This is a genomic window from Pseudomonas sp. FSL R10-1350, assembly GCF_009600525.1.
Classification (GTDB): domain Bacteria; phylum Pseudomonadota; class Gammaproteobacteria; order Pseudomonadales; family Pseudomonadaceae; genus Aquipseudomonas; species Aquipseudomonas helleri.
On record NZ_WIVR01000008.1, the window covers coordinates 113,157 to 131,663 of the forward strand.

The 18,507-nt window shown below is 50.4% G+C and carries 17 protein-coding genes; all 17 read right to left on the reverse strand.

The window, feature by feature from the left end:
* Positions 1-9: 9 nt before the first annotated feature.
* The 17 genes from GHO25_RS06410 to serC all read right to left on the reverse strand — a co-directional run bounded on the left by GHO25_RS06410 (position 10) and on the right by serC (position 18,413).
* Positions 10-909, reverse strand: a complete 900-nt coding sequence (locus GHO25_RS06410; protein ID WP_178110005.1) for a glycosyltransferase — start codon at positions 907-909, stop codon at positions 10-12.
* The gene (locus GHO25_RS06415) at positions 899-1,648 is read right to left on the reverse strand and encodes a glycosyltransferase family 2 protein (RefSeq protein ID WP_178110006.1); all 750 of its coding nucleotides are present in this window, start codon (positions 1,646-1,648) and stop codon (positions 899-901) included. Before GHO25_RS06415 ends, GHO25_RS06410 begins: the two co-directional genes overlap by 11 nt.
* Before the next feature lie 43 nt (positions 1,649-1,691).
* A complete protein-coding gene (locus GHO25_RS06420; protein WP_153390183.1) occupies positions 1,692-2,855 on the reverse strand; it encodes an O-antigen polymerase in 1,164 nt (387 codons plus the stop codon).
* A complete protein-coding gene (locus GHO25_RS06425) occupies positions 2,828-4,099 on the reverse strand; it encodes a flippase (RefSeq protein WP_153390185.1) in 1,272 nt (423 codons plus the stop codon). The genes GHO25_RS06420 and GHO25_RS06425 overlap by 28 nt, the downstream gene beginning before the upstream one ends.
* Before the next feature lie 65 nt (positions 4,100-4,164).
* The gene (gene rfbC, locus GHO25_RS06430) at positions 4,165-4,716 is read right to left on the reverse strand and encodes a dTDP-4-dehydrorhamnose 3,5-epimerase (protein WP_153390187.1); all 552 of its coding nucleotides are present in this window, start codon (positions 4,714-4,716) and stop codon (positions 4,165-4,167) included.
* A complete protein-coding gene (gene rfbA, locus GHO25_RS06435; RefSeq protein WP_153390189.1) occupies positions 4,716-5,606 on the reverse strand; it encodes a glucose-1-phosphate thymidylyltransferase RfbA in 891 nt (296 codons plus the stop codon). Before rfbA ends, rfbC begins: the two co-directional genes overlap by 1 nt.
* Before the next feature lie 160 nt (positions 5,607-5,766).
* On the reverse strand, positions 5,767-6,294 hold the full coding sequence (gene rfaH / locus GHO25_RS06440) for a transcription/translation regulatory transformer protein RfaH (RefSeq protein ID WP_153330980.1): 528 nt from the start codon (positions 6,292-6,294) through the stop codon (positions 5,767-5,769).
* An 88-nt stretch (positions 6,295-6,382) separates the two neighbouring features.
* On the reverse strand, positions 6,383-7,792 hold the full coding sequence (locus tag GHO25_RS06445; protein WP_256677167.1) for an MBL fold metallo-hydrolase: 1,410 nt from the start codon (positions 7,790-7,792) through the stop codon (positions 6,383-6,385).
* A complete protein-coding gene (locus tag GHO25_RS06450) occupies positions 7,740-9,182 on the reverse strand; it encodes a Wzz/FepE/Etk N-terminal domain-containing protein (protein ID WP_372240925.1) in 1,443 nt (480 codons plus the stop codon). The genes GHO25_RS06445 and GHO25_RS06450 overlap by 53 nt, the downstream gene beginning before the upstream one ends.
* Before the next feature lie 254 nt (positions 9,183-9,436).
* Positions 9,437-9,685, reverse strand: a complete 249-nt coding sequence (locus GHO25_RS06455) for a lipopolysaccharide assembly protein LapA domain-containing protein (RefSeq protein ID WP_048391291.1) — start codon at positions 9,683-9,685, stop codon at positions 9,437-9,439.
* A 24-nt stretch (positions 9,686-9,709) separates the two neighbouring features.
* The gene (gene ihfB, locus GHO25_RS06460; RefSeq protein WP_003447108.1) at positions 9,710-10,006 is read right to left on the reverse strand and encodes an integration host factor subunit beta; all 297 of its coding nucleotides are present in this window, start codon (positions 10,004-10,006) and stop codon (positions 9,710-9,712) included.
* A 364-nt stretch (positions 10,007-10,370) separates the two neighbouring features.
* Positions 10,371-12,065: a 30S ribosomal protein S1 gene (gene rpsA / locus GHO25_RS06465; protein ID WP_019826775.1), complete on the reverse strand. Its 1,695-nt coding sequence runs from the start codon at positions 12,063-12,065 to the stop codon at positions 10,371-10,373.
* A 123-nt stretch (positions 12,066-12,188) separates the two neighbouring features.
* Positions 12,189-12,875 carry a (d)CMP kinase gene (gene cmk / locus GHO25_RS06470; protein WP_153390193.1) on the reverse strand — a complete coding sequence of 229 codons (687 nt, stop codon included), beginning with the start codon at positions 12,873-12,875 and terminating at the stop codon, positions 12,189-12,191.
* Positions 12,875-15,082: a bifunctional prephenate dehydrogenase/3-phosphoshikimate 1-carboxyvinyltransferase gene (locus GHO25_RS06475; protein WP_178110012.1), complete on the reverse strand. Its 2,208-nt coding sequence runs from the start codon at positions 15,080-15,082 to the stop codon at positions 12,875-12,877. The genes cmk and GHO25_RS06475 overlap by 1 nt, the downstream gene beginning before the upstream one ends.
* A 28-nt stretch (positions 15,083-15,110) precedes the next feature.
* The gene (gene hisC / locus GHO25_RS06480; protein WP_153330388.1) at positions 15,111-16,223 is read right to left on the reverse strand and encodes a histidinol-phosphate transaminase; all 1,113 of its coding nucleotides are present in this window, start codon (positions 16,221-16,223) and stop codon (positions 15,111-15,113) included.
* 10 nt (positions 16,224-16,233) lie between these two features.
* Entirely contained in the window at positions 16,234-17,328 is a 1,095-nt protein-coding gene (pheA, locus tag GHO25_RS06485) for a prephenate dehydratase (RefSeq protein ID WP_048368510.1), read from the reverse strand.
* Entirely contained in the window at positions 17,328-18,413 is a 1,086-nt protein-coding gene (gene serC, locus GHO25_RS06490; RefSeq protein WP_048387841.1) for a 3-phosphoserine/phosphohydroxythreonine transaminase, read from the reverse strand. Before serC ends, pheA begins: the two co-directional genes overlap by 1 nt.
* Positions 18,414-18,507 lie beyond the last annotated feature (94 nt).

Sequence of the window (18,507 nt, forward strand, 5' to 3'; positions counted from 1 at the left end):
TAATACACACTAAAAAAATAAAAAAATAATGAATACAAGAGCTTTACTCTCTTTGTTAGAGCGCCGAAATTGGGATACCGTTTTAGCAAGGGATATTTTATCCATTAGCGAATTTCTTTTTATGCGATCGACGACTGCAGAGGCCTTAGCATCAGCCCCCGATTTTTCTGCTATCCAAAGAACATTTTCGCGATACCAACCGCTGCGCAATAGTTTAAGTCTGGCCACCAAACCTGCAAATGCACTCATTGAGCCAAATACATTCCCGGCATGCTGACGATAAAAAATGTGTGCTTCCTGATCGAAGACCCAAGGAATATCATTAGTCCTGCACAAAGCATAAATTAACCAGTCATGAGAGCGCCCTTTAAAACTATCAATATTGATAGTTTTTTTTTGAATCAACAAGCATGTCTCACGCGTGAATACATATGTACACCCTGCGGACGCACCTTGAAATATAAAGTCGAATTTTTTTTGAGGCTGACTTTTGTCTATATAGTTTGCACGAAATGAAGTGTTGTCATACGACACCAAATTTGATGAGTAACCGCCGGCCCCAACTAAACTCATGTGACTTAGAGCTGATTCCAATTTAGTGGGAGCCCAGATATCATCTTGATCAGCCAAGCTGATATGACTAAAACCTTCAAAATCCGAAAAATTCAAAAGCTTAAAAAAATTCCCAGCGGCGGACCCAGTAAACTCTCCGAAATTATCAACAATAGTAGTATTTGAAAAACGAGAACTGAATTCTTTAATAATATCTACGGTCGCGTCAGTAGAACCATCGTCCCGTATAAACAAATGCCAATTTTCATGGGTTTGCATTTCAATAGTACGAAGCTGTTCCCGTAAATATTTCTCACCATTATAAGTAGCAAGCAGAACAGCAACTTTATTTGACACGTTCAAGCCTCTTATCAAGAAACCTAGCTAATAATTTAAAAAAACATAAGACATCTGCCGCTCTGGATTTCAAAACGACAGACAGCGCCCTACGTTGTGATGGGGATGCATTAGTTGAATGCCGTCTATAATAAATTTTACTTTCATTAACAAAACAGACACTACCACTTAATAAAGTACAGCAACCCAACCACCAATCATGCATCGATATACTTGTCGGAAATGGCAGCGCTATTTTCAGCATGGATCGTCTGAAGCATAAACAGCACCCGATGAATTGATTTCGAAGGAGCTGTGAAGTAATTGTCAATTTAGGTTCAAGCCCTGCAGGGTAGAAAGAGAGTCCCGTCTTCTCTTGGAATGCTAAAATTTCCGCATTTACCAATACAGCTGAAACTTCTGGTTTAGACTTGAATATAGCCAAGCACGTATCGACTCTTCCTGGCATCCAGATATCGTCTTGGTCTGCCAGAAAAACAATATCATTTTGGGCATAAGAAAGTGCAGTTTCAAACGTTTTCACCACTCCAGAGTTATAAGCGTTTTTAAAAACCTTTACCCTTGGATCTTTAGCTGAATATGACAAAAGCAACTTATATGTTGCATCAGAGGAGCAATCATCCACAACAACAAGCTCATCGGTACCTGCCAACTCGCTGAGTACTGAGTCAATTTGCTCGCGTAGATATTTTTCTCCATTGTAGGCAGCCATACAAACAGTAACACTTAAGTCTTCCATTTTGAAACCACTCGAAATTGTACACATGAGCTTTGTATTTGACTTAATACTCACTTTCCGTCGAACTCAGGCACTTTGAACGTATCGAATCAAAAATACGCGCAAAAAAGATGAATATCAATATGACTGGAAGACCTCGTACAAACTGATCATCAAATATCGTCATAACGGTTGCGTATATAAAAAACCCCGCCATAACTTGCCAGGTTGATTTATTTGTTTTTACAAATCGGACGCAGGCGACTGTCGATATGGAGCCATACATCAGAAAGAATAGAAGCACCCCTAACACCCCAAAATCATGATACGGGGGAAACATAGACGTGAACACATTTAGCGTTCCAGGCGTTTCTACGAAGTCATAAAAAGACGGAGGAAAATCTAAATCTAGTGGTAGTAAGGCCTGAATAAATCGAGGCACTGTCAGTAGCGAATTATAATTAGGCTGCTCATTAATAACATAATAATTAAACCCCGAAACCCCACCAAAAAAATAAATCTGCAGATGGTGCAATAACACATCAGTCGGGGATTCATTCCCTGGTGTTTTATCCTTCATTACCCAGGCCAGAACCAAAAAAAGGACAACAAAACATACTAGGGAGAAGAAGATCATCCTTAAGGGTTTTTCTCCCTGCAGCAAAACTCTCAATAATAAAATTGAAAGACCAATCAGCAACAGCGTCCTGGAAAAACAAGCCACACACAAAACAGCAAAAACAGTAACCCAAAAAAAACTGAGTTTTTTATTGACCTCATACATTAGAGAAATCAGCAACACTATAAAACAGCATAATCCATTTAACAAAACAGCATTTACTCGAGGACCAATGCTTCCTGACGTCCACTCATCTATCGCCTGATTTCTGAGCGCGGACACACTCACACCATTTAAAACAGGCAACACTAAATTATTTAATATGACGGCAACTGCCAAAATCAAGCAGACACACTTCAGATAATAAAAACTTCGATTAAAATAAACAACTGACTCTTCGTTTCCTTGAACGGTAAAAACTGAACAAATCAATGCTCCTATAACATATCCAAACACCCCAACCCAAGCTATTCCCCATGCTCCAAGGCTCACAGGATTAAAGACAGAGTTCCCAATTATTTCATAATAAATAAACTGAACACACCAAACTAAAAACATGACACACATTGGTGCTAATGTGACTAACCAAGTATTTTTCTTACCGCCCATTGCAATAAAATCCAATCCAACAGCACTCTGAAAACCCAGACCGATGCAGCGCCGATCAACCCATAGTAAAGTGTCGCTATGATGCAGGCCGGAACATAAACAACAAATTCCAGCAAATGAAATTTAGCAGGTACTTCGGGCAACCCTTTTGCGTGCAAGAAATAAAAAGGCAATTGCGCTATTGAATTAATAAACAACGCAAACGAAAACAACGCAAAAATGGTTGAGTACGCCGACAAGTCTCTACCCAGCCATAGCTCCGCCATGTACTGCGAAAACAGCCAAAAAATTATATAAAAAACAGCCATTAGCGAAATCATGATTAAATTATAACGCGTATAATCTGTTTTTAATTTTTCACCATTTTCCTTTGCAAAACGTGGAAGTAATGCTGCCGCAAATGATGCTGCAAATAAAACTGTTCTCCCCATCATTTCTTGTAGCACGGCATAAATGCCAACCATTTGCGCACCCAGCACACTGGATATAATAAAACGATCTCCATACATCATTAGCGGACTAATAATTGACGAAAGTAAAGCCCACACACCATATGATAGTAGTTTCTTTCTGTCTTCCTTTCGTACCACTTGGCCCCTTGAGCTAGCATATTGCGCACTACTGCTTACGCTGACCCAACACCACAACGAGGTAACCACCCTCACTATTAAAAATGAAATAGCTATACCGTAAAGCGAATGATAACCCGCAGAGGCCATAACAGCTGGAGCAATAAAAAAAACGGACCCTGTGACGCTTTTAATCAAGGCTACGTCTTTAAATTTTGCAAGCCCCTCAAGTACGCCTCGAAGTCCGTTACCCATAGCAGTCAAAGGAATAATCAGCGCTGTTATAACCAACGCTCCAAGAGCTTCTGAATAAATCGTCATCTGACCATTCAACAACTTTCTAACAATCAAATCAGATGACATAAGCACTATCAGCATTCCTATAACACCTGCAAGTCCAACAACTTGCATACCGGCTTTAACTGCCGGAGCAAGCGGTTCAGGACTAACAGGATCATTAGAGCGAGTGGCGAAATATGTCAGTGCTCTGGAAACACCCAAATCAAAAATACCAAAATAGCCAATCAGAGCCCACATGATTGTCATGAAGCCAAAACGCTCTGCACCAAGCTCTCTGGTCAGATATGGAATACAGATTACAGCAGCTAAAATAGGTACAAAGTTCCCCACTAAATTGTATAAAGTATCGGTTCTTACACCCAAACCTGCCTTCATCAATTTACACCTTAAAATTATCCGCTACTATAATGCAATAAATAATTAGCACAATCTTTACCCCTTCAAACATCAAAAACCTTAGGGGCCTGTTTATCCTTTTCATTTATTATATAAGCATCCATAACAGGCCATGTTATACCAATACTTTCATCACTCCATAAAAGCGAACCTTCAGATTCTTTATTGTAATAGTTAGTCGTTTTATATAAAAAATGAGTATTATCTTCAAGAGTAAGAAATCCATGGGCGAACCCCTTTGGAATCCACAGCATCTTATTATTTTCACCACTCAACTCAACGCCAACCCACTTTAAATAAGTTGGCGAGTCCTTCCGGATATCAACGGCAACATCAAAAGCTGCACCAGCTGCAACACGTACCAATTTACCTTGAGCATAGGGTTGTGCCTGAAAATGCATCCCTCGCAGCACTCCACGCCTCGAACACGAGTGATTATCTTGCACAAAAGATCCGGCTGCCGGTAACCCTAGAGCTTCTAATTTATTAGCAAACACCTTTTCGTTAAAACTCTCCATAAACCAACCACGGTCATCAGTGAAAACTGTAGGTTCTATAATCAACACATCAGGGATATCTGTACGGAGAATTTTCATTATTTATCAGTCTCGGATAACAACTTTTGCAGATACTGCCCATACCCGGTTTTTTTCAATTTCTCAGCCTGCTCACCCAATTTTTCAGGCGTTATCCAGCCGCTGTTAAACGCAATTTCTTCCAGGCAGGCAACTTTCAAGCCCTGACGGTGCTCAATGGTGTGCACAAAGTGACTGGCCTCAAGCAATGACTCATGAGTTCCAGTATCCAGCCATGCAAAACCGCGCCCCAACATTTCGACGTTCAAGCCGCCTTGCTCAAGGTAGATGCGGTTAACATCTGTGATCTCTAGCTCGCCGCGCGAAGACGGCTTAATACTTTTTGCGATTTTCACGACGTCGTTGTCATAAAAATACAAGCCTGTGACTGCATAGTTAGATTTTGGTTTAGCAGGTTTTTCTTCAATACTCAGCGCTCGACCATTGCTGTCGAACTCCACTACACCAAAGCGTTCTGGATCTGAAACATGATACCCAAATACAGTTGCACCCGATGTCTGAGACATGGCTGAACGCAGGTTGTCCGAGAAGTGTTGGCCGTAAAAAATATTGTCGCCAAGGATCAAACAAACAGAATCATTCCCGATGAACTCATCGCCTATGATGAATGCTTGAGCCAATCCATCGGGGCTAGGCTGCTCTGCATAACTCAGCTCAATACCGTACTGACTACCATCGCCTAACAACTTCTTGAAGCATGGCAAATCCTCTGGCGTGGAGATGATCAAAATCTCGCGCATTCCTGCCAGCATCAACACCGACAGAGGGTAGAAAATCATCGGTTTATCGTAGATAGGCAACATTTGCTTAGACACGCCCAAGGTGAGCGGATGCAATCGGGTGCCTGAACCGCCAGCGAGGATGATGCCTTTACGTTTAATAGTGGTCATGTCGCGAGCACTTCCTTAACTTTTTTGTTCGCCCCCCCACCTACATCTACATGTCATGGGTTGGACTAATCTGAGTAAACACGCTACCGCCCCAGGATTCATCGTTGATTTCCTGAGAACGGTTTTCATTATCGATATATTGGGCTCAGCCCTGATTTACCTATCGCGTAGAAATACTCGTGACTGGCAAACTGATTTGCTGCTGACGATTCATTAGATTGATGAGCAGAATGACCCTCTCCTCGCCGTCCATAGACATGAATATGGACTCAATACCTGCGAAGCCTTGGTCAAGGATGGTGACTTTATCGCCAGCATTAAATTTTGAGATGACGTGCGTGTCTGCACGTGACTGTAGTTGAAGGATCAACTCGTGACTGACTGCCAAGGGGCGCCCGCCAAATGCAACAATCCGTGCGACTCCACGGGTTGAGCGTAATGGTGCCCAGTTGGCGCCTTCCGGCATGTTGATAAATAGGTAGCCCGGGAACAAAGATTCTTTAACGCAACTCAGCTGACCACGTAGCAATTTTTCACGTCGGCAAACCGGGCGTGAGCATTCGTAGCCTTGGCGCTGGAGATTTTCCTCTGCACGTTCGTCTTGTTTGGGCTTGCATTGCACCAGGTACCAGTCATCAGATTTCGGCGTGCTGGGATCAGGCGGTACTGGGGTGTTTGTTATTTGCATGGGGACTTCATTAATGGGTTCATCCGTGTTTACCATTTTGCTCTGCATCTGCGCATGGTAAGCCACTGGGTTCTTATCATGACTGCAATCAGCTTCGCGTAAGCGGCTCAGCGCCTGTCGGGACAAGGACATCGACAACTCTGTTTTGAGCGCGATACAGGCTCAACAGTTCCCTTGCCAATGCTTTCCTTGCCGGCACCTCACCGTGTACCAAACGTATCTCTTCAGGCCATTCAGACATGCCTGAAACAAAGTTGAGCAAGTCCTTCTGGTCGGCATGGGCGGAATATCCACCCACTGTGCTGACGCCAGCATGGATCATACAGCGCTCACCTTCCAATTCAACAAAACCGCCTGACGGAGCGTATTTTTGTATAGCCGCCCCAGGTGTTCCCTTAGCCTGATAGCCCGTAAAAAGCACATTATGCCGTTGGTCAGCCAACATCCTTTTCAGGTAATTGACTATTCGACCGCTGGAGCACATCCCTCCTCCAGCGATGACGATTGCCGGTCGACCCGTGCTGGCCAGATAGTTAACGGTCTGCAAGTGCCGGGCATGGCTGTCGATAGTGATCAATTGCTCAAAATGCAAAGGGTTGCGTCCATGACCCAGACGCACTTGCGCCTCTTCATTCCAATAGTCCTCCAGTTCACGATAGACCTTGGTTAGACGACTTGCTAACGGAGAATCAAGAATAACCGGCACTTGTGGCCAAGTAATGGGAAGAAATTGATCGTCATCACATAGTGCTTGCGCCGGACCCAGCAACGCTTTGCGATGCAGGATATCTTCGATTTCGTAGAGTAGCTCTTGAGTACGGCCCATGCTGAATGCCGGTATCAGTAACGTTCCATGATCAGCTAAAGCCCTGTCGATAGCGATTTCCAGGCGTTCTTGGCGGTTCAGACGGTTTTCGTGTAAACGGTCGCCGTAAGTGCTCTCAAGAACAAGCACATCTGCCCTCTTGGGTGACACAGGCGCAATCAAAAATGGTGAATGCGGAGCGCCCAAATCACCTGAAAAGACAATGCGTCGCGTCAACGCTGCCTGAGGATAATCTAGATCGCACTCCACATAGGCTGATCCCAGTATGTGGCCTGCTCTCTGCAGCCTGATTTGAGCGCGCAGGTTATCTGTTTGCTCGATGTTGAACCAATGGCCAAAAGGCAGCGCAATCACTTGTTGGTGCACACGCTGGAAATATCGCTCGATGATCTTCGGCTCACGACTCACCTCAAGCTTGAATGCATCCTCAAGTATCAATGGCAGCAATTTGGCTGATGGTTCACTGCACAGGATTGGCCCCTTGAATCCTGCAGCAAGCAAATGAGGAAGACGCCCCACATGGTCGGCATGGATATGGGTGATGACCAAGGCTTTTATGCCTTCAAGCGAAAAGTCGATTTGCGGGTACAGTGGGTTCCTGTCTAAAGCGATACGTTCGTCACTGCCTTGAAAAAGCCCGCAGTCGATCAGAATACTGCTCTGGCTTGTCATCTGTAATTGATGACACGAGCCTGTGACGCCGTTGATGGCACCGTGATGTTTTACAATCGGATATGCCATGTACTTGCTCTCGCCAATCAGAAGTTAGGGCTATCCCCCACCCAGGCTCTCGACTCGTCGCGCAGCCATTGAATTTCGAATCAAAACAATCAAGGCACCTGTCGCAGTGCCAACCCCCCCCCAGCAGTACAAGCAAATTCATTTTGGGCTTGATTGGGCCCAGTGGCTCAAGCGCCTTGCGGTCAACTGACACTAACTGAATGCTACTGAATTCAAGGCTACCCACCTTCCCCAAACGGGCTATCTCAGCTCGAATTGGCTGAACCCCACTCAAAAAAACTTCTTCATTTTCACGCCGCTCAAGCACTTCAACTTCACGATTATTTTGAAGCATCCACATTTCACGCTCGATTTGTGCAATACGGGCCTCCGTGAAGTCATCACTGTTGCGTTTGAGCAATACAGAGCGTTCTGCTTCGAGGATCTCGACCCCCATAAAATAAAGTGGGATCTGCTGATTGTTGATCTCGGTGTACATGGTAGGCCCTTCACCCGCGCGAGAACTCTCAGCCACACCCGATGGCGTTGTTGGCTTTTGAATCCCCAGCGATTGAGCAATATCGATGGCCTCCTCTAATTGAGCTATTCGATCCATTCGCCCAGCCCTGAGCTGCTTACGCAGTGCGACAAGTTCGTCCTGCAATTGCGAACGCTGAACGGCATCGTTCTCCAGTAGTATTGCAATGCGGGCTTGCTTGCTGACGTCATACTCGGCGCGAGCCGCATCGATGCTGTCTCCAAGCTCCGCAAGACGGTTCTCAATGATGATATTGAGATCGGCTTCTATCTTTTTACGCTCCACTTCAATTGCATACTCAACGAAGCTATTGAGAATTCGAGCACCGTCAACACCCTCGGGATAGCTCAACTCCAAATGAATTAGAGCACTTGAAAACCCACCCTTTTTGGGCGCAGATGTGATGACCTTCAATGAGGATCTAATGAGGGACTCAAAGCTCTGTTCCATCGTAACGCCTGGACGCTGCACGTTACTGAACAGTGCCTGATTCGCTCTAATAAAACCTGACCGCACACCATACGACTCAAGAGCCGAGCCCACTCTTGTCAGAGCCTTATCGGGAGGAAGTGTGTAGACACCTGAACGGTTAAGCGCATCCAGTGCATTAAGCGCAACCGGACGAAGCACGCTGGTAACCTGGTACTCAGATGTGACGAGCCTGGTATAGGCATAAGCAGACAAACCAAAGAGTGTGCCCAGTAGCAGAATCAGACGCCTGCCCTGCCAAATCAGTTTGGAAATGCCAAAAATGTCGATGTCATGCCTTGAGACGGCACTGGAAACAGAGGAAGTATTGCTCACCAACAAAGCCTGCTTTCAATGAAACATGGCGGGCTCGGCTGCAGGGATATTCATTGCTGAACAGCAGATGCTTAAATCAGAGCACCTGAATACGCAGGGAAATAGCTGGCAATCGAGGATTGGCCGTATTCTGCATGCATTACCAAGGCGTACATAGAATACGAAGCCTGACTTTCTGTAGGACTTTTCCTATGAAGGCGACTGCTGCGGGACCAAGGAGGCGCTCCTTGCCCCGATGCGCCAAGCGCTTTGTTTTAAGGCTGCAACACGCTGCGCTTCAATCGTGCAGCTTTTCGCTTGTATGCAATAAAGCCCATTGCAGGCCCAATCAGCATGCCAAGCAGCAATGCACCGATAAAAAACAGTGAAGCTGGCAGCTCAGGTGTACTCCACCCAAGAAAAACCAAAGACGTGGGCTGCTGGTTTTCGAGAATAAAAATCATCGTCCCGAAAATAACTACCAGCGCAAAAGCCACCAGAACTGCACGCTTAACGCTACTCATCTGTAACTCCCATGTCCTTAAGGATTAAATATCGTCTTCCTCATCTTCGTTCACTCGATCCCGTAGCTCTTTGCCCGGCTTGAAATGAGGAACAAATTTACCGTCGAGACTTACAGACTGGCCGGTCTTTGGGTTACGGCCGACCCGTGGTGCACGGTAATGCAGCGAAAAACTACCAAAGCCACGGATTTCAATTCGATCTCCGGTCGCCAGGCACTGTGACATTTGTTCAAGCATGGTCTTGATAGCCAGCTCTACATCTTTGGATGAGAGTAGCCCTTGATGGGTGACAATTCGTTCGATCAACTCCGACTTCGTCATATTTTTCCCTTCTTTTTCAAGCAGCTAGATCAGCGCTTCAAAGGTTTTAGCATGATCAATCGAATTTGAACAGCCCAGATCTTGACTTATCTTTGCAGACCTCTGCGCATTTGCTCAGGTATGCCTGTCATACCTGTCAACCATCACTTCAGATGCAGCGCACCATCAACCTGCCCAACATGCGCGCAGAGAGTTCCTGACCGGTAATTGAGACAGATACCGTGTACAGGAGCCGAGCACCACAAAAACCTCCAGAATCGCGTCGTACTGGCTCTGTGTGCTTTATGCCTAAGAAAACAATACTCAAATCGCAGGCACAAAAAAGGGCGACCTAAGTCGCCCTTTTTCTATGGTCAATCAGAACTTAGTTCTGTTTTTCCATTTGTGCACGCAGCAGGTCGCCCAGAGTGGTCGGACCAGCAGCGATCTCAGAGGTAGCTGGCTTGTCGCGCAGGCTCTGGATTGCTTCCTTCTCGTCTTCAACGTCTTTCGACTTGATGGACAGTTGGATTACGCGGCTCTTGCGATCAACGCTGATGATCTTGGCTTCTACTTCTTCGCCTTCTTTCAGAACGTTACGCGCGTCTTCGATGCGGTCACGGCTGATTTCGGAGGCTTTCAGAGTTGCTTCGATATCGTTGGCCAGAGTGATGATGGCGCCTTTAGCGTCAACTTCTTTCACGATGCCCTTAACGATTGCGCCTTTGTCGTTCTCTTGTACGTACTCGGAGAACGGATCGCTTTCCAGCTGCTTGATGCCCAGGGAGATACGCTCACGCTCTGGATCAACAGACAGGATAACGGTGTCAAGCTCGTCGCCCTTCTTGAAACGACGTACAGCTTCTTCGCCCACTTCGTTCCAGGAGATGTCGGACAGGTGAACCAGGCCGTCGATGCCGCCGTCCAGACCAATGAAGATACCGAAATCGGTGATCGACTTGATGGTGCCGGAGATTTTATCGCCCTTGTTGAACTGGCCAGAGAAATCTTCCCATGGGTTAGATTTGCACTGCTTGATGCCCAGGGAGATGCGACGACGCTCTTCGTCGATGTCCAGAACCATAACTTCCACTTCGTCGCCGACTTGTACGACTTTCGAAGGGTGGATGTTTTTGTTGGTCCAGTCCATTTCAGAAACGTGTACCAGACCTTCAACGCCTTCTTCCAGCTCAGCGAAGCAGCCGTAGTCGGTCAGGTTGGTTACACGAGCGGTAACGCGAGTGCTTTCTGGGTAACGGGCTTTGATAGCAACCCATGGATCTTCGCCCAGTTGCTTCAGGCCCAGGGAAACACGATTGCGTTCGCGATCGTACTTCAGAACCTTGACATCGATCTCGTCGCCAACGTTGACGATTTCGGAAGGATGCTTGATGCGCTTCCAGGCCATGTCAGTGATGTGCAGCAGGCCATCAACGCCACCCAGGTCGACGAATGCGCCGTAGTCGGTGAGGTTTTTGACGATACCTTTAACTTGCTGACCTTCTTGCAGGGATTCCAGCAGAGCTTCACGCTCAGCCGAGTTCTCTGCTTCAAGTACGCTGCGACGCGAAACAACAACGTTGTTGCGCTTCTGGTCAAGCTTGATGACCTTGAATTCCAGCTCTTTGCCTTCCAGGTGCGTGGTGTCGCGCACTGGACGAACGTCAACCAGAGAACCTGGCAGGAACGCACGGATGCCGTTAACGTCGACAGTGAAGCCGCCTTTAACCTTACCGTTGATAACGCCCTTGACCACTTCTTCAGCTGCGAAGGCTGCTTCCAGAACGATCCAGCATTCAGCGCGCTTGGCTTTTTCACGGGACAGCTTGGTTTCGCCAAAGCCGTCTTCGACCGCGTCCAGCGCAACGTGAACTTCATCACCGATGTTGATGTTCAGTTCGCCAGCGTCGTTGTGGAACTGCTCCAGCGGGATGAGGCCTTCAGACTTCAAACCAGCGTGAACGGTAACCCAACCAGCTTGGTAATCGATATCAACGATGATAGCGGTGATGATCGAGCCAGCCTGAAGATTCAGGGTTTTTAGGCTTTCTTCAAACAGTTCTGCAAAGCTTTCGCTCATTTTAATTCCTGTTGATCAAGGGCGAAGGAATACGCCCATCTGCCACATTCCAGACAATGTGGGTTACGTTCATATAAAAGAAGGCATGCAGGACTATTTCTGGTCTCCTGCACGCGTTCTTGGTCATCCGGCGAGATCGCGAAGGGCGATTTCACTCTTGATGCGTTCTAACACCTGCTCGATGGATAACTCCGTGGAGTCAAGCTGTATGGCATCAGCCGCCGGCTTTAGCGGGGCTATTGCACGCTGCGTGTCACGCTCATCACGGGCACGTATCTCATCCAACAGACGCGGGAGACTAACATCATCCCCCTTGGCCTTCAACTGCAAGTAACGGCGACGGGCCCTCTCCTCGGCGCTGGCCGTCAGAAAAATCTTCAGCGGCGCCTCAGGAAAAACCACTGTTCCCATATCGCGACCGTCGGCAACCAGCCCCGGAAACTCCCTGAATGCACGCTGACGCTGCAGCAAAGCCTCGCGAACAGCGGGTAACGCCGCCACTTGCGATGCACCCTTAGCAACCGTCTCATTACGAATAGCCAGCGTGACGTCTTCACCTTCAAGCACGATACGCGCCGACTTACCTTCCGTCGCCCCGACGAACTGCACGTCAAGGTGAGCCGCCAACTGACTTAACAAAGCTTCGTTATCGAGCGCGACACCATGATTAACAGCAGCAAACGCCAGCAAACGGTACAAGGCGCCAGAATCCAGCAATGCCCAGCCCAAATGCTCGGCCAGGCGACCTGCAACGGTGCCCTTGCCCGAACCGCTAGGTCCGTCGATGGTGATAACTGGCGCCACCGGCATCACGACTGCGCCTCTTGCGCCACACGAATGCCGACCTGCTTGCACAGCGCTAGGAAGTTCGGGAAAGACGTCGCGACGTTAGCGCAATCGTGAATACGGATTGGCGCCGTAGCACGCAGCGAAGCAATGCTGAATGCCATCGCAATACGGTGGTCGCCATGACCATGAACTTCACCGCCACCGATGGAGCCGCCATCAATAATGATGCCATCAGGGGTCGGTTGGCATTTGACGCCCAAGGTCAGCAAGCCGTCAGCCATCACCTGAATACGGTCCGACTCCTTGACTCGCAGCTCTTCGGCGCCGCGCAGAACAGTACGACCTTCGGCTACCGCCGCAGCCACGAACAGCACCGGGAACTCATCGATGGCCAATGGCACCAGCGCTTCCGGAATATCGATGCCTTTAAGCTTGGCAGCCCTTACACGCAGGTCTGCCACCGGCTCGCCACCCACTTCGCGCTGGTTTTCGAGGGTGATGTCAGCCCCCATCAAGCGCAAGATGTCGATCACGCCTGTGCGAGTCGGGTTGATACCTACGTGCTCAAGTAACAGGTCCGACCCTTCAGCAATAGAAGCCGCTACCAGGAAGAACGCAGACGACGAGATATCGCCCGGCACTTCGATATGCGTCGCCGTGAGCTTGTGGCCCGACTCGACCGACGCCGTAGGCCCGTTGACGCTGACCGGGTAACCAAAACCACGCAACATGCGCTCGGTGTGATCGCGGGTTGGCGCTGGCTCAGTGACAGAGGTCGTGCCTTCGGCATACAAACCCGCCAACAACAGGCAGGACTTCACCTGGGCACTGGCCATTGGCAATGTGTAGTTCACACCTTTGAGCGCGTGACCGCCACGAATGGTCATGGGCGGGCGACCCTCAGCCGCCGTTTCAATCACAGCGCCCATTTCACGCAGTGGGTTTGCCACACGGTTCATGGGTCGCTTGGTCAGCGATGCGTCACCGGTCAGCGTCGTGTCAAAGCTCTGCGCGGCCAAAAGACCCGACAACAAGCGCATCGACGTACCCGAGTTACCTAGATATATGGGCCCGGGCGGCGCTTTCAAGCCATGCAGGCCAACGCCGTGAATGGTCACGCGACCCTGGTGCGGTCCTTCAATAACAACGCCCATGTCACGGAACGCTTGCAGCGTTGCCAGAGCGTCTTCGCCCTCAAGAAAACCTTCAACCTGCGTCGTGCCCTCAGCCAACGAGCCGAGCATGATCGAGCGGTGAGAAATGGACTTGTCGCCTGGCACACGGATTTGGCCAGTTACAGTGCCACCTGGTTCAGCCAGGAAAATCAGATCATTTGAATTCATAGGGTCCACATATGCCCGGCGGGCCAGGATTTTACTGAAATGCTCTCGAGCAACCCGGGCGCGGGTAAAAACGCCCAGCAATTGATGCCCGTCCCCTGCATCGACCGCGTCGCGCAAGGCGTCGAGGTCGCTACGAAATGTATCCAATGTGCGCAGCACCGCCTCGCGGTTAGCGAGGAAGATGTCATGCCACATTACCGGGTCGCTCCCGGCGATTCTTGTGAAATCGCGGAAGCCCCCCGCAGCGTACCGAAAGATCTCCAGATTCTCATTGCGCTTGGCAAGAGAATCGACCAGCCCAAACGCCAGCAGGTGCGGCAGATGACTGGTTGCAGCGAGGACTTCGTCGTGGCGTTCGACCTGCATGTGCTCAACATCTGCACCCAGTGCGCGCCATAGCGCATCGACCAGGGCCAGCGCAGCAGGATCGGTTTCAGCCACAGGCGTCAAAATGACTTTGTGCCGCTCAAACAGGCTGGCATTTGAAGCCTCGACACCGCTTTGCTCAGACCCGGCAATAGGATGCCCCGGCACGAAACGCGGCGGCATGGCACCAAACGCCTGAGCTGCAGCGCGTACCACGTTACCCTTGGCACTGCCGACATCGGTCAATACCGCGTGGCCCAGATCAATGCCCGCCAACAAGCCGAGCATTTTCTCCATGGCCAGAATTGGCACGGCCAACTGAATAACGTCGGCGCCACGGCAAGCCACCGCCAGATCAGCTTCACAGCGATCAACCACACCCAGCTCGACTGCCAGGGCTCGCGACTTCGGGTTCAGATCAACACCGACCACCTCGGCGCACAAGCCACTTTCACGCATACCTTTAGCGAAAGAGCCACCAATCAGGCCCAATCCTACAACCACCAGCCGACCTACAATAGGCGCAACAGGTTTCAGCGATATAACATCAACCACGAGCAAGAACCTTGGCCAGCGCCTCAAGCAAACGGGTGTTTTCCGCTGGCAGACCAATGGTGACTCGCAAGTGATTCGGCATGCCGTAGTTGGCCACCGGACGCACAATGACGCCTTCACGCAACAAGCCTTGATAAACCGGCGCTGCGACCTGCCCCAGATCCACCGCAATAAAATTGCCTTTGGAGGGAATCCACTGCAAGCCCAACTCACGGAAGCCGTCTTGCAACTGCTGCATGCCCGCCTCGTTGAGGCGGCGGCTTTCGGCCAGATAGTCGGCATCTTGCAGCGCAGCGCAGGCCGCGGCCAGCGCCAGGCTGTTGACGTTGAATGGCTGTCGAACGCGGTTCATTACGTCGGCCACCACTGCGCTCGACAGACCGTACCCTACCCGCAAGGCGGCCAGGCCATAGGCCTTGGAGAAGGTTCGCGAGACCAGCAAGTTCGGGTAAGCCGACAGAAACTCCACGCCATCCGGCAATTCACTGCCTTCTGCGTACTCGATATACGCCTCGTCCAGAACCACCAGCACGCGCTCAGGCACATCCTGCAAAAACTCGTTGAGCGCCTCCGCGCTGAACCAGGTGCCGGTCGGGTTGTTCGGGTTGGCGAGGAACACCACACGGGTGTTCTCGTCTATCGCCCCCAGCATGGCTGGCAAGTCATGGCCCCAATCTTTGGCCGGGACAACATGCGCCGTCGCACCAATGGCCTGAGTCACGATCGGGTACACCGCGAACGCATGCTCGCTGAACACGGCATTCAGGCCTGGCGCCAGGTACGCACGCGCAACCAGTTCCAGGATGTCGTTAGAACCATTGCCCAGCGTCACTTGATTCAGTTGCACGCCAGTTTGCTCGGCCAACAAGGTTTTCAGGGCGAAACCGTTACCGTCTGGATAACGCGTCAACTCAGCCAGCTCTTCACGAATGGCCGCCAGCGCCTTGGGGCTTGCACCCAAAGGGTTTTCGTTGCTGGCCAGTTTGACGATAGTCGCCGGATCAATATCCAGCTCACGCGCCAGCTCGTCCACAGGCTTGCCCGGGACGTATGGCGAAAGTTGCTGCACGCCCGGCTGTGCCAGGGCGAGGAAATCACCGCTCATGTAAACCGCCTCAGAGAACCGCTTTCGGATAGGAGCCGAGCACTTTGAGCGCTACGGCTTCCTGACTGATCTGCTCCAGCACACTTTTGACCAACGGATCGCGGTGGTGGCCTGCAAAATCAATGAAGAACACATAGGTCCACTTGCCGCTGCGCGAAGGACGCGTCTCAATGCGCGTGAGGTCGATGCCGTTTTCATGGAATGGCACCAACAACTCATGCAGCGCACCCGGACGGTTGCTCATCGACACGATAATCGAGGTTTTGTCGTCCCCGGTCGGCGGCACTTCCTGGTTGCCAATCATCAAGAAGCGCGTGGAGTTATCCGGGCGATCTTCGATTTTTTCAGCCAGACGGGTCAGACCGTACAGGCCTGCTGCCATGTCGCCAGCAATCGCTGCGGAGTTCCACTCGCCTTTAACCCGCTTGGCCGCTTCGGCATTGCTCGACACGGCAATCCGCTCAACGTTCGGGTAGTGCGCGTCCAGCCATTTGCGGCACTGGGCCAACGACTGGGCATGCGAATAGATACGGCTAATGCTGTCAGTTTTGGTGTTTTCGCCCACCAGCAGGTGGTGGTGGATACGCAGCTCAACTTCGCCGCAGATCACCATGTCGTGCTCAAGGAAACTGTCCAGCGTATGGTTAACAGCGCCTTCGGTAGAGTTCTCTACCGGCACCACACCAAAGTTCACCGCACCCGCCGCCACTTCACGGAACACTTCATCAATCGCAGCCATCGGCTTGCTGATGACCGCGTGACCAAAGTGTTTCATGGCCGCAGCTTGGGTAAAGGTACCTTCAGGGCCTAGATAAGCCACTTTCAGCGGCTGCTCCAGCGCCAGGCAAGAAGACATGATTTCGCGAAACAACCGCGCCATCTCTTCGTTGCCCAGCGGCCCCTTGTTGCGTTCCATCACACGCTTAAGCACCTGAGCTTCACGCTCAGGACGGTAAAAGACCGGCACTTCGCCTTCAGCCAGCGACGCCATCTTGACCCGCGCCACTTCCTGAGCGCAGCGGGCACGCTCACTGATCAACTCCAGAACCTTTTCGTCCAGGCTGTCGATACGCAGGCGCAAGGCCTTGAGTTCTTGCTCGGACATTAGCCGTGTTCCTTCTCGAACTCTGCCATGTAAGCCACCAGCGCATTCACTGCGTTGATGTCCACGGCGTTATAGATCGACGCGCGCATGCCGCCTACCGAGCGGTGGCCTTTGAGGTTCAACAGGCCGCGAGCCTCAGCACCCGCCAGGAATGGCTTGTCGAGACGGTCGTCAGCCAGACGGAACGGCACGTTCATCCACGAGCGGTCAGTCTTGTTGATCGGGTTGCTGTACAAGCCGCTGGCATCGATGAAGTCGTACAAGGTGCGCTTTTTAACTTCATTGAGCTTGCCGATGGCTTCAACACCGCCCTGCTCTTTCAGCCACTCAAACACCAGGCCAGACAAGTACCAGGCCAGCGTTGGCGGGGTGTTGTACATAGAGCCATTATCGGCGGCGACCTTGTAATCCAGCATGGTCGGGCAGAACGAGCGTGCACGCCCCAACAGGTCTTCGCGAACGATGTTCACCACGATACCGCTTGGGCCGATGTTCTTTTGCGCGCCAGCGTAGATCATGCCGAAACGGGAAACGTCGACTGGACGCGACAGGATGTCCGAAGACATATCGGCAACCAGCGGAACGTCGCCGGTTTGCGGAATCCAGTCAAACTCCAGACCGCCAATGGTTTCGTTCGGCGCATAGTGAACATAGGCCGCGTCTTTGGACAGGTTCCACTCGTTTTGACCTGGAATCGCAAAGTAATCGTAGTTCTTGGCGCTGGCAGCCACGTTGATGCGGCCATAGCGTGCAGCTTCTTCGATGGCTTTTTGCGACCAGATGCCGGTATCGATGTAATCCGCCGAGCCATTTTCAGGCAGCAGATTCAACGGGATCTGGGCAAATTGCTGGCTTGCGCCGCCTTGCAGAAACAGGACTTTGTAGTTAGAGGGAATAGACAGCAGGTCGCGCAGATCCTGCTCAGCCTTGGTTGCAATGGACACGAACTCATCGCTGCGATGGCTCATTTCCATAACCGAGAGGCCCTTGCCATGCCAGTCGAGCAACTCAGACTGGGCACGCAACAGGACGGCTTCAGGAAGCGCAGCAGGACCTGCGCAGAAGTTATAGGCTCGTTTGCTCACATCCACTCTCGCTCTGATTTGGTGGGTCATGCAATAAATCAACAAAAGCTGCACCGCATGGCAAAGCGCCAATCTGTTCTGTGCACACCGGCCT